This is a genomic window from Zymomonas mobilis subsp. pomaceae ATCC 29192, assembly GCF_000218875.1.
Lineage (GTDB): Bacteria > Pseudomonadota > Alphaproteobacteria > Sphingomonadales > Sphingomonadaceae > Zymomonas > Zymomonas pomaceae.
Map to the genome: position 1 here is coordinate 1,475,001 of NC_015709.1, position 12,500 is coordinate 1,487,500.

Here is a 12,500-nt window from a genome sequence, read left to right on the forward strand (position 1 = left end):
ATCAGCCCTTCTAATGGCCAAGCTAGCAAGTCGGATTTTGGGTAGTCTTCTTGGCGCCTGCATCATGACAGCCGCAATCGCAACGGTGGTTTTCCACGGCGAATATTCTCATGCTATTGCGCCAGCGGTCGTTCTCAGCTTGCTGCTGCTTTCGGTTTATCTTCATCGGCGTAACCCTCATACGCCCGTGGGTACGTAAAAACAATTTTCAACAGAAAGATTTGAAGGGGCCATCCATGACCAAGATTCAACCGATTGCACTCGTCAGTGGTGCCACTCGTGGCATTGGCCGTGCCATCGCTCAGGGGCTTGCCCAAAAGGGGGTTAAAGTCCTGCTTGGTGCTCGAAATATGCAGGTAGGACATGCCGTGGCAGCTGAGATCAGTACGCCGGATGCGCGAGTGGAGGCTGTCGAACTGGATACAACCCATCAAGCTACAATCGATAGTCTCATGGCTATGATCCACGAGAAATATGGTCGTCTGGACATTCTGGTGAACAATGCTGGCATCAGCTTGGATTTCTATCCAGATATTCCGGTTCGAGAGAAACTATCGAGGACGCTCGAAACAAACGTCGTTGGTACGGCTGCGCTTACAGATGCGATGATCCCGCTCCTTGAAAAGTCTGCGCATGGCAGGATCGTCAATGTATCTTCTATTCTAGCCTCGTTTACGAGTCGAGGGCAGGCAGACTGGATTTACAAGGATGTTGCCATGCCTACCTATCAAGCTTCTAAGGCTGCGCTTAACTCCCTGACGCTTAGCTACGCAAAACTGCTTGCTGACCAGAATATCAAGGTGAATGCGATATGTCCTGGCCTGACCGCAACGGATGCCACTAACCATTATGGTGATCGCATGCCGGATCAGGCTGCGAAAGTCGCTATCAAATATGCCCTGCTGGATGATGCTGGGCCGACAGGAACATTTGCTAACGAAGAAGGCCCCTTGGACTGGTAAGCGTATCAGTTCAGGGCTCCTTCACGCGTAAGATCCCGCACACTTATTCGTTTTAATTTCTTCAGGATATGCGAAAAGTCGAACCTTTTCCGATGGGTAATGCTACCAATGCCTGCTTTTCGCAGATATTTTGTATAAGACCATGATAAGGCGAGATCAGAAATGAGCTTGGCTTTCTAACTAAAGGATTTCAGGTCAAGGGATAAAGGGATGCTATGATTTAGAAGAGGTGAGACTCCGATCGAAAAGCAGCCATCTAAATTTACTTTATTTTTAGCTTGCGATTGTTGCAATTTAAGAATCAAGCCTATCCCCATACCTTCCTAAGTTCTGTTGACAAAAAGTAATTTTAATTTGGTTCTGAGATGAATTAAGGTTAATTTTCTAGAGATTAATAGGGTACATGGGGAACCGACAGACGCTGAATGGGAGATTATTGTCGAGCTGCTACCGCTCGAACGAGGGCGTTGGTCACGTCAATCCAAGGATAATTGCCCGTTTCTGAACGGGATGCTTTATGTTCTGTGGGTAGGCTACCCCTGGCGAGATATAGCTCTATGGAAAATCGAACTCGGTCTATGTTCGTTTTCGCCGATGGGCAGAACCGGTGTATGGGATGCGCTTTTGGAAACGTTAGTCGAACTCAGACTGACCGATGACTGGCCATAGTACGGCTGTTCGGTGTCATCGTCAGTCAGCTGGCGCAAAAGGGGAACTTATAAGGAAGGCTTTGGTCGAATCCACGGAAGCTTTACGAGCAAGATCCATGCCCGTGCTGAGGATCAGGGACGCTTTCTTGGCTTTGAAGTAACAGGCGGAGAAGTCTCCGATTATTCCATCTTCAATGCCTTACTATCTCTGCTATTTGCAACGCCCTATCTACTTCTGGCTGACAGGGGATATAATGGCGAGAGGATACGCGAAACTCTACTCTTCCATGGAGAGAGTAATACCTATTATTCTTCCACGTTCAAACCTGACAAAAAATATCGTCTATATAATGGCTTACTATAACGCAACCGTAACCGCATTGAGCGGCTTTTCAACAAGCTTAAGCCGTTCCGTCGTATCGCTACCCGCTATCCGATAGGATAAAACGAAATTTTTTTTCGTGCCTTTATATATATGGCGGCCATCAAGTTATGGTTATCTTCTTTTATCAACAGAACCTAAGTCATGGCGCTTTATTATGTTTTATCTTTAGAGCCCTTTACATCACCCAATACACTCTCCTTAATGTCCCATCTTCTCCTCATTTCTTTTCAAACTGAAAAGTTGATTTAAATAGGGTGGGCGCTACAGTGATTGAACTCGATTAAAGCTTCTCAGGGATGGGTGGTATTAAGACTAAGGCAAAATGGAGCTCTATAGTAATCTTGTTATTATGGCAGATTATATCCGCTACAGGTTCGCCGCCTGACTAGATCATCAAAGATTAGAGTCAGATTGATAACCAATACGAGGTAAGCCTCTCGCACTAGAGAGAATTTTATTCCGTTCCCATTTGGAAATTGATTCGTCTAAGGCATTTAAATTTAGTGTATCTTGCCTTAAAGGCTTCGGAAGAGCGCTTTTTAGAAAGCTCTACGTAAGTTTTAATCAATAAGAATACTAGAAAGATACGCGTACTTTAGTTGAAGTTATATCTGTTATGTATATAAATTACAATGTTAAGAATTTTTTTGTATTTTAAATAGTATTAATTAGGAATTTAATTATATCATTTGCGCGCTAATTGTCTAAAGCATCAGATGTCGAAAGTTATACTCTAGATCATAAAAAATATACAATTTATTATATAAATATAAAGAATAAATAAAATCCCAAAATAAATAATAATCAATATTTAGCTATTCTAGCTTCAAAGTTTAATGATTCGTACAATATACCCGATTATAGGCTTAGCTATCCTGCTAATATTTATAGGCTTAATATCCACCGAGAATTTATCATATTGGCCGTAGAATTCATCCGATTTTTCTTGGAATGATCTCGATTTAAATATCCTTTCTTTTGACAACGTTTCCTTGTGGACGACTAGTCAATGCGGACGTTAATGATGAAGAATAAAATAAATAAAAAATATAAAAATATTAGAGAGGTTAGATCTGATGAAAGGCTTAAAGCTTTTCCGAGGAAAAAAGCGAAAATCCCTATGGCTAGGGCTAGCTGCTGCACTGTTAGTGCAAGGTATTGATGCACCCGCTGCGCAACCGGATGATCCTCAAGAATCTGATTATGACATGGTCATTAGGCAAGACCCCAATACTGATATGGATTCAGCACTACCTCCCGATGTAGTTGTCAATCAACCAGAATGGGTTCCGAAGAGTGATCAATTTCCAGTAGCAGCACCTGCAAAACACCTTCAATGGTTAGTTAACGCAGGTATTACACCTCAGCTAGCCTATACCGCTGAATCTGCTGCGAACTTAGTGGGTGGTGTTAAACAAGGATCTGCCTATTCGGCGCAGCTCTTAATGGGTTTTGACTTTGATATGGATCGCTTGTTCGGGATGACAGGCAGCATAATCCATTTCTACATTACCCAACGACATGGTAAAAATTTGGCAGAGACATCCATCGGGAATAACACCTCGGTTCAGGAAATTTACGGTACTCAGAATACCCATCTTGCCGAATTTACTATTAACCAGAAATTTTTTAACAACCGACTAGAGTTGGTCGCTGGTAGAATGGCCGGTAACGCCGGTGCATTCTTTTCTTCCTCATTTTATTGTAATTTCCAGTCTAATTCCGTTTGCGGTAACCCTACGATGATTTTTAAAGACAGTAACTTTACCCACTGGGCTGCTTCTGAATGGGGTGGCTATTTTAAGGTATGGTTTACTGACAAGATATGGTTCGAGGGTGGTGCCTTTGAAAGCAATCCTCAGCGAGAACTGATTACTGATCATGGCTTTGGCTGGGGAACCAAGCATGCAACTGGTGCTATGGCACCTTTCGAACTCGCCTATCAGACAAATTTTTCCAATGATTATCTTCCGCGTTCCTATCGTATCGGTGGATGGTATGATGGCGGTGACTACAAGGATCCTGTCCTTGATGCTTATGGACGATATGCCGTTCTGTCCGGGGAACCCTATGCTACTTTAAATGGACGCGGCGGCATTTTCTTCCGGTTTGATCAGATGGTCTGGCGTCCTGATCCGCAGAGTCAGCGTGGTTTGACAATTTTTGGCGTCGCCATGAAAAACATTTCAGGTCGCGTAGCTGAAAATCATTTTTTTGATTTAGGTTTTCTTTGGGCAGGTACATTTAAAGGTCGAGATAAAGATATCTTAGGCTTTATGATTTCTGATCAGAGAATGAGCGGTTTGACACTCGATAATATCCGAGCGGCGCGTGTATCGGCAGGGGGATCTCCGCATCTTCCACGTGATGAGTTCATGATGGAATTAACCTATGGTGCCCAAGTAACCCCTGCTTTCCGTGTTTCTCCTAATATTCAATATATTCTCCATCCTGACCAGATAGCTGAACCATTTCGAACTAAAAACATTCCCAATGTTTTTATCGTCGGACTTAAATTTTCACTTGATATGATGACGCACTTTAATATTGCACGGAATCCGACAACATAATTTTATATTTATTATTTATTATAAATATAAAATTCTATATAATTGCAGCATCTAATTAAGGTGCTGCAATTAATTACAAAAAAACAAATCATAATTTTTATGTTTTATTATTAAAAATATTTTTATTTTGAAGATAATAGTTATTTTTTCATATTTTATATTGGAAATTAAATTATATTATTATCTATATTTCGATCTGGTTAATTTTACAATAATTTCTTTTATGGGGAACTTCTAAATAGAAATGATCGTTTCCTCTATTACCAATAGGGTGTAATAGATGGAAAATTTAAAAATTTTCTAAAATTACAGTATTTTTCTAAAAAATGAAAATTTAGACATGGTTGCCTTGTGCTATTTATTTGTAGCACAAGCTATCATTACTCTGAATAACTTCATATTTTTATATAATAATAGCCTTATTGGGCTTTCGATCTAATCGACGTCTTCGCCTTCAGAATAGAGGCGAGCGTGACGCCAATGTTTCATTTGTGACGTAGCTTCCTATTCAGAGAAGGCCCTAAAAAATGAAAATTCTTCGATCAATTCTTACTGCAAGCGCAGTTGTCAGCCTTTTTGTAGCCCCTGCTATGGCTAAAACAGTTCAGTTATTTGGTCCGCTAACAGGTGAGCATAATGCGACCTCCCAACCTAGCGGTATGATTAGGGCCACGCTTAATACAAATACGAATATTTTACGTTATCACATTCGTTGGAATGGATTATCAGGCCCTGTTGTTGCTGCGCATTTTCATGGACCTGCGACCGAAACGCAGGATGCGGATGTTCTAGTTCCGATCTCTGGTCCTTATAAAAGCCCGTTATCAGGCGCTGTTACGCTTAACAATCAGCAGGTGGGGCAGGTACAGGCAGGGCAAGTGTATGTTAATTTACATACACAGCGCTATCCCAATGGTGAAGCACGTGCTCAATTAACAGAGCGCTAGCATACTCTAATTGTAACCTACAACTTGTCAGGTTTATATGCCTGACAAGTTGTTTTTATTTCAAGAGGCAGAGTGCTCTGGTAATTTTTGTTGCCAACCGCCGCCTAGAGCTCGATACAGACGGGCAACTGAAGTAGAAACATTCATGGTTGCCTGTATTTGATGGCTTTGTGCCTCTAACTGAGCGTTTTGTACTGTTAAAACATTAAGAAAATCTGCCGCCCCTTGAATATACTGGCTTTGTGCCATGTCTACTGCAATCCGGTTTTGTGTGACGGCCTCTATCAAACGGTCTCGCTGATTTTGAGCAGCACTAAAATCTGCCATAGCATCATCAATTTCCTGCCAAGCTTTTAGAACCGTACGATGGAATAAAACTGCAGCTTCTTTTTGTTGGGCCTTCCGAAATTTTAGTTGTCCTCTTAGACGCCCTCCTTCAAAAAGCGGTAAAGTAACCGTAGGGCCAAACCCATATTGTCGTGAAGCCCAATTGCCTAGACCGCTAAACTGTAAGGCTTGAATATCAAGGCTACCGGACAAGGTTACACGGGGAAAGAAATCAGCCATAGCCACCCCGATACTGGCTGTAGCGACATGCAATTTTTCTGCTGCCATACGAATATCAGGCCGCCGCTCGGCTAGTTCGGAGGGCAATCCAACTGGTACAGAATTCGGTATGGACGGAATATCTTTTGGCTTTTCCAATTCAGCCGTTAATGCACCCGGTTCACGCGCTACAAGAAAACTAAGCGCATTGATAAGATGGACTTCCTGACTTTTCAGAACAGGTATCCGCGCTTCGAAATTATGATACTGGCCGAGGGCATCGGCTACATCTAATTTGGTAACTGTGCCTTGTTGAAAACGAAGTTTCGTAAGGGCAACGCTATGACGAGCAATATCAAGATTTTGTTCAACGATAGCAAGTTGAGCTTGGATTCCACGTAATTCAATGTAATTACGGGCTGTCTCCGCCATCAGCGAGACTAAGACATCTCGTCGCATATCTTCAGTTACTCGCATAGCCGCATTTGCGGCTTCAACCTGCCGGCGAACGTGTCCCCAAAAATCAACTTCCCATGAGGCATTCAGACCATATTGCGGAAGATTGAATGCAGAAGAACCTGTTGAACCCGGCATACGGGTTGGGCCGAAACCTTGTGCCCCACTAGCAATTGTGTCCGTCCCTTGATTTTCCATAGTTCCCAGTAATCCGAGTACACCGTTCGGGCTGGCGCGTTCTCGTGCATAAGAGGCATTAGCCTCTGAATGTGGGAATTGGGCAGAACCAGCGATGCGACGCTCCGCTATACTCTCTGCAAAACGATAGGCAGCTGCTCGTAAATCAAGGTTGGATTCTGTTACCTGCTGTTCCAATGCGGTTAACATCGGGTCATTGTAGATTGTCCACCATTGAGGATTTATTTGTGCCTGTTGTGGGGGCTACTAGCCGCCGGGGTAAGGCTTTCGTGCCATGTATTAGAAGAAGATATAACCGGTTTATGATAATCAGGGCCAACCGTGCAACTTGCTATAGCCAAAAAACAGAAATAGTTGGGTAAAAAACCAAGTAGCCGCGTAAAATATGTTTTTTTAGTGCCATGCATAGCGAATATCCTTTGCATGGGGGCCATCCGCTTCACTTCCTGTATTAATAGCGACTTCTACCGACATCCCGACACGGACTCGTGACGCCATCGGTTGATGAGGATCAAAAACAATTTTGACCGGAATACGCTGGACAACCTTTGTAAAGTTACCCGTCGCATTATCAGGTTGAATCGGTGCAAAAGCGACACCTGTGGCGGGCGCTAAACTATCGACATGAGCGCGGAGCGGATGTCCCGGAAAAGTATCAATCCATACGGTCGCTGACTGACCTGTTTTGACACGCGTTAACTGAGTCTCCTGAAAATTAGCCAAAACATAGGATAATTGGGTCGGTACTACGGCTAGTAAAGCGGTTCCTTGATGAACATAGGCACCAACACGGACACCGCGTTCTCCGATAATACCTTCAACAGGGGCTGGAATAGTACAATAAGATAAGTTGAGTTCAGCCTGCTGTTGCTCTCCTTGAGCACGGCGTAAATTACCTTGTGCGCGTTGAAGTTGGGCTTTCAGAACAGCTATTTGCTGAAAGGCAGCATTGGCATTGGCCTGATCGCGGGTTTCATTCGCTAGGGTTTCGCGTTCTTGCGCCTCTGCTCTTTGACGCTGTTCAATCGTCCCCGCGCCGCCGATTGAAAGGTTACGGTAACGCGCTTCATTTTGTTTAGCGAAGCGTAGTGCTGCCCTATCGCCTTCTATAACGGCGCGCGCGCTAGCAATAACGGCATCTTGCCTATTAAGTTCGGCTTCAAGATGAGCAATATCACCTTTAGCGGTAGTGACATTACCTCGGGCGATTTCCAAGGCAGCTCTGTAATCCGCATCTTCAATATGAGCTAATACTTCACCTTTTGGGACATGCTCGTTATCTTCGGCCAGAACCTGATCAATTCGGCCAGATACCTTAGGGGCGACAATAGTAAAATCGGCGGTGACATAGGCATCATTTGTATATTGATGGATGCCGTCGCCGGATACCAACCGGTATCCACTCCAAGCTAAACCAACAAGCAAGATGACTGCACAACTAGCCGTTAAAACAGGTTTTTTATAAGGCATCAGTCTAATATCCAGACATCAATTATGCTGATTTTGGGGTCGGTAAGGGTTTGGGTGGATAAACTCGACCGGGTAAAAGGGCAGTCAAAACAACGTAGAAAACACATATCCACATCATGACGAAGTAAATATCTGCGAGAGCCAACACCAATGACTGTTCATGCAGATAGGTGTGAAAGATTTGTTTGGCGTTACGGGCTATATGCGTGGAATCAAGGGAACGATCTGTCAGTCGTTCCAGAATAGGATTCCCCAATCCTAAAAGGGCTGTACCATGGGTACCGTGATGATCTAAGAGTACAACAGAATGGTATTGTTCACGCCGCCGCAGCAAAGTGGCAAACAGTGCCGCTGCAATAGCATTAGCTAGCCCTTTTAGCATGTTGACCATGCCAGAAATAAGTGGACCATCGGCGGGGCCAAGAGCCATAGTGGCTAGTATTAACGTTGGAATAACCACCATGGGTTGGCCAAAAATTTGCAATATTTGAATTAGATAAAAATTATCTCTTACCCAGTCTGGCGTTAGCCATGTGCCCAACCAAGCGGCTATACCTAAACAGGACATTCCCAAAGCTAGAATATAACGACAGTCAACAAAACGAATATTGCATAAGGCAGCCGTAGCGGGGAGCAGAATTAGTTGGGGGAGAGCAACCATTAAGGCGATTGGGGCTGCTTGAATAGGTCGATAGCCTCTTATTTCTGCTAAATAAGTTACCGGAATATCCATCATAATGCTGCATAGGACCAAAACCGCAACAAGAGTTAGTAGCGCCATAGCGATATTGCGATTACCCCAAAATTGGATGCGAAAGAATGGCGTATGATGAAACCATTCATGCAGCAGAAAGCCGATGAACAAGCCGCCGCCCCAAAAGGTCAGATGGGTAATAAGAGGCGATCTGAACCAATCCAAACGATCACCATGATATAAGACCGTTACAAGGCATAGTATTGACGGTACGCCTAAGAAAAAACCACGCCAGTTAAATTTGCGGAATCTTTCTAAATGGGACGGGTCACGGGGCAAGCCATAGGCCATCATAGCAATAGCTATAAGAGAAAGCGGCAACGCCTCCCAATACAGCCAATGCCAACCAATCTGTTCAAACCACATGGCTTCCAAGGGTAAGCCCAGATTAGGCCCAAAAGTGGCGCTCATCGCATACCCACCGATACCAAAAACCCGAATTTCCGGTGGTAAATATTTTAACATCACTGTCATCAGAACCGGCGGCAAACATCCCGCACTTAATCCTTGAAGAGCTCTTAAAATATAGAGGGAAAACATATCCGGCATGAACGGTATAGGGATAGCTAATAAACCGAGGACCGCCGTCATAAAGATAGAAAAGCGATAGATAGAAAAGGTCATATAAAACCAAGGCGTAAAGGCCATGGCAGCAATATTGAAGGCTTCATAAATAGAAATAAACCATGCACCTTCATCATGGCCAATATGCATAGCCCCGCGGATATCCGCCAAGCCGATTTCAGTAATATGCTCATTAAATCCTGCGATATGGACCGCTAAGAGCATCCCGAGGCATCCGACTATTGTCCGTGTTCCAAAAGGCGGAATATAAGATGGCCCCATTAGAGAGGGGCTTTCTGAATATTCTTTTTTTTGAATTCGAGCGGAAATTGCCGCGCTTGCCCCTGACATTACATATCTCACAGAATTTATTTTTATGACTGTAGAAAAAGAGATTTTCTGTATGGATGAAGGCAAAAAAGCGGATAACCCCTAATATTTCAATTGAATGAATTCATTTTTTGCATAGGTTACAAAGGATATTTCAGTTATCTGCATGTTGTATTAAAATATAGGAAATGGAGTAATTTTTATTTTAAAAAAATATTATTTTTAATAAATTTATAGGAAAAATATAAAGCGTTATGAGCTGGCATTATGATCTTGACCTGCTGCGTTATTTGCAGGTGCTGTTAGAAGAACAGAGTGTTTCGGCGGCAGCCCGACGTATGAAGGTCAGTGAACCTACGATGAGCCGCCAACTCGGAAAATTAAGAGAAACCTTTAAAGACCAGATTCTTGTCCAATCCGGTCGTCGTATGATTGCTACTTCCTATGCTATGCGAATACGCGATCGAGTGCAGGATTTAGTTCGAAACGCCGATAGTCTTATGCATGATCGTGACGAAATCGATTTTAGTCACCTTTCGCCTAATTTTGTCATTCGTGCGAATGATCTAATGATAGGTGCTTTTGGTAGTGCTTTATTATTGGCTCTCAGAAAGGATTGTCCCCAATGCAACGTCTATTTCGCACCTGAAACGGATGGTCATCAAGGCAATATGTTGAGAGAGGAAAGGACAGATCTTTATATCGGGGCTACAAATGATCTAAGACCGGAAATTCGACAGCAAACTTTATTCTCTACTTCTTTTCGTGGCCTTGTTCGAGAGAATCATCCCATTTTATTGGAAGGTATTACGCCCGAAAATCTTATAAAATATGACTATATTAGTATTTCTCGTAAGGGACATGGGCGGGGGCCGATTGATAGTATTTTAGAAGAAAATTATGGATTAAAACGCCGTATCGCTCTTATTGTACCCTCCTATTATGCCATGGTAGAAAGTCTTCATGATACAGATATGATTTTGCCTTTACCGAGTATTGTTATTGATAACCTGCCTATTAGCTTAATTCACCTAGAAACCTTTGATTTTCCTTTTGAATTACCGTGTGTCTCTGCTTTTCAGGCTTGGCATCCGCGTTGGGATACTGACCCAGTCCATCGTTGGTTACGGGATACGATGTTTCGCGTGGCACGAAGCCGGACAAAATAGCCGTTTTTAGATGTCGCACTCTACTACGCACTCTGTGCTAGACAACCATCGTTCAAAATTTAGGTTCAATTTACAAGGTCTTATATTGGAAATATCCTTATCTAAAGTATTTATAATTTTGTTATTAATAATAGATAGCAAATACTGTTATTTATATTGACATACTATTTGTTAAAATTGATTTTCGATAGCATTAAACAGCCTAAATTTTTATTTAAGACCAATAAATATGCCTTAGATTTATAACTTGAATGTTTCTGTTTAAAAATATTATTTTCATATTATAGGTCTCCTCCTGTTTTTGCGTTATAGAGAACCCATTTTTACTCTGTATCATTCAATATAAAGTTTCTGATTGGGTAGGGGGCTTTTGTTTTTATGCCGAATTCTGATATGACTGATTTTTCATCGCCTGTAGAACATTATGTCGTCAAACAGCTTGGTTGGCTTCGTGCTTCGGTGTTGGGTGCTAATGATGGTATTCTGTCCACTTCCAGTTTGATGATTGGTGTTGCCAGCGCACACGGTTCGACAAACAGTATCCTGATTGCAGGTTTATCAGGGTTAATTGCGGGGGCTATGTCTATGGCCGCTGGAGAATATGTCTCAGTCAGCTCGCAATATGATATGGAACAGGCCGATGTTGCCCGCGAACATGCCGAATTATTAGCTAATCCTCATGCCGAGAAGAAAGAACTCGCTGAAATTTATGTTGAGCGTGGTCTTGATAGAGCTTTAGCGATTCAGGTAGCAGATCAGTTGATGAAGCATAACGCGCTTGAAGCGCATATGCGGGATGAATTGGGACTTTCAGACGCCTTAGCCGCAAGACCTTTTCAGGCGGCGTTGGCTTCGGCGGCATCCTTCTCGGGTGGAGCCATTATTCCTTTTCTTACCGCTTTATTGAGTCCGACCTATTTAATTAACATCATCATGTCTCTCGTCTCTATCTTGGGACTAGCCGTTCTTGGCATGGTTGGGGCTCATATTGGGGGTGCGAATGTTCCTAAAGCCGCGTTACGGGTTACTTTTTGTGGCGCGTTAGCGATGATTGCTACAGCGGCCATTGGTTCATTTTTTGGAACACATGTCGCATAGTAAAGCAGAACGCTGCTATTTTGACTAACTATATTGTCATAGAATAATGATTAGGGGCTTAGATAGCCGAATAGAATTCGATCATAGTTTTCTCCTCTGTCACAAAATATTTAAAGACAGAGGAAATATTTATCCTCTCGATAGTTTAGCATTATAATTAGGCTAGGGAGCAGAATTCATTTTTGTATAGGATGATTCCTATAATCTGACTGTACTTTCATATCAGGCTTAATTGTTCTGCTTTGGGAAGAAGGATAGTAAGATGCTGAAAAAATTATTCGTCTTATGTGTGGCTGGCCTCATGACTATTTTACCTTCTTTACCGGCTTTAGCGCAGGGTGGACCTTACCATCGTCCCCCCTGTTATCGATATGGTCGCTATAATCGTCCCCCTTATTGTC

Annotated in this window: 10 protein-coding genes and 1 pseudogene (2 of these 11 cut by a window edge); 8 read left to right on the forward strand and 3 right to left on the reverse strand. The window is 42.9% G+C overall.

Annotation, left to right across the window (positions count from 1 at the left end):
• The 5 genes and pseudogenes from ZYMOP_RS06500 to ZYMOP_RS06520 form a co-directional block, all read left to right on the forward strand.
• Positions 1-199, forward strand: partial view of a DoxX family protein gene (locus ZYMOP_RS06500; protein ID WP_013934545.1) — the 3' portion only. Its footprint begins 164 nt before the window's first position; 199 of the gene's 363 nt are visible here — the last part of the coding sequence; the start codon falls outside the window, past its left edge; the stop codon is at positions 197-199.
• 37 nt (positions 200-236) lie between these two features.
• Positions 237-962: an SDR family NAD(P)-dependent oxidoreductase gene (locus ZYMOP_RS06505; protein ID WP_013934546.1), complete on the forward strand. Its 726-nt coding sequence runs from the start codon at positions 237-239 to the stop codon at positions 960-962.
• A gap of 390 nt (positions 963-1,352) precedes the next feature.
• Positions 1,353-2,135, forward strand: a pseudogene (locus ZYMOP_RS09695) (IS5 family transposase).
• A gap of 938 nt (positions 2,136-3,073) precedes the next feature.
• Complete coding sequence (locus ZYMOP_RS06515) at positions 3,074-4,567, forward strand: carbohydrate porin (RefSeq protein ID WP_013934547.1); 1,494 nt, start codon at positions 3,074-3,076, stop codon at positions 4,565-4,567.
• A 527-nt stretch (positions 4,568-5,094) separates the two neighbouring features.
• Entirely contained in the window at positions 5,095-5,514 is a 420-nt protein-coding gene (locus ZYMOP_RS06520) for a CHRD domain-containing protein (protein WP_013934548.1), read from the forward strand.
• 60 nt (positions 5,515-5,574) lie between these two features.
• Here the strand turns inward: ZYMOP_RS06520 and ZYMOP_RS06525 are convergent, their stop codons facing one another.
• The 3 genes from ZYMOP_RS06525 to ZYMOP_RS06535 form a co-directional block, all read right to left on the reverse strand.
• Positions 5,575-6,903: an efflux transporter outer membrane subunit gene (locus ZYMOP_RS06525; protein WP_252507411.1), complete on the reverse strand. Its 1,329-nt coding sequence runs from the start codon at positions 6,901-6,903 to the stop codon at positions 5,575-5,577.
• Between the two features lie 204 nt (positions 6,904-7,107).
• The gene (locus ZYMOP_RS06530) at positions 7,108-8,184 is read right to left on the reverse strand and encodes an HlyD family secretion protein (RefSeq protein WP_013934549.1); all 1,077 of its coding nucleotides are present in this window, start codon (positions 8,182-8,184) and stop codon (positions 7,108-7,110) included.
• Positions 8,185-8,206: 22 nt separating this feature from the next.
• The gene (locus ZYMOP_RS06535) at positions 8,207-9,784 is read right to left on the reverse strand and encodes an MFS transporter (protein ID WP_041582108.1); all 1,578 of its coding nucleotides are present in this window, start codon (positions 9,782-9,784) and stop codon (positions 8,207-8,209) included.
• Between the two features lie 302 nt (positions 9,785-10,086).
• On the opposite strand from ZYMOP_RS06535, the gene ZYMOP_RS06540 reads away from it, so the two are divergent.
• From ZYMOP_RS06540 to ZYMOP_RS06550, 3 genes are all read left to right on the forward strand, one after another.
• Complete coding sequence (locus ZYMOP_RS06540) at positions 10,087-11,001, forward strand: LysR family transcriptional regulator (protein ID WP_013934551.1); 915 nt, start codon at positions 10,087-10,089, stop codon at positions 10,999-11,001.
• Positions 11,002-11,379: 378 nt separating this feature from the next.
• Complete coding sequence (locus tag ZYMOP_RS06545) at positions 11,380-12,099, forward strand: VIT1/CCC1 transporter family protein (protein ID WP_013934552.1); 720 nt, start codon at positions 11,380-11,382, stop codon at positions 12,097-12,099.
• 262 nt (positions 12,100-12,361) lie between these two features.
• Positions 12,362-12,500: the 5' portion of a hypothetical protein gene (locus tag ZYMOP_RS06550; protein ID WP_013934553.1), read on the forward strand. It continues 80 nt past the right edge of the window; 139 of the gene's 219 nt are visible here — the first part of the coding sequence; the start codon lies at positions 12,362-12,364; its stop codon lies beyond the right edge, outside the window.

Coding starts and splice junctions, on each gene's coding strand:
- ZYMOP_RS06525 (WP_252507411.1), bottom strand. CDS start 6,903: ATGTTAACCGCATTGGAACAGCAGGTAACAGAATCCAACCTTGATTTA.
- ZYMOP_RS06505 (WP_013934546.1), top strand. CDS start 237: ATGACCAAGATTCAACCGATTGCACTCGTCAGTGGTGCCACTCGTGGC.
- ZYMOP_RS06515 (WP_013934547.1), top strand. CDS start 3,074: ATGAAAGGCTTAAAGCTTTTCCGAGGAAAAAAGCGAAAATCCCTATGG.
- ZYMOP_RS06535 (WP_041582108.1), bottom strand. CDS start 9,784: ATGGGGCCATCTTATATTCCGCCTTTTGGAACACGGACAATAGTCGGA.
- ZYMOP_RS06545 (WP_013934552.1), top strand. CDS start 11,380: ATGCCGAATTCTGATATGACTGATTTTTCATCGCCTGTAGAACATTAT.
- ZYMOP_RS06520 (WP_013934548.1), top strand. CDS start 5,095: ATGAAAATTCTTCGATCAATTCTTACTGCAAGCGCAGTTGTCAGCCTT.
- ZYMOP_RS06540 (WP_013934551.1), top strand. CDS start 10,087: ATGAGCTGGCATTATGATCTTGACCTGCTGCGTTATTTGCAGGTGCTG.
- ZYMOP_RS06530 (WP_013934549.1), bottom strand. CDS start 8,184: ATGCCTTATAAAAAACCTGTTTTAACGGCTAGTTGTGCAGTCATCTTG.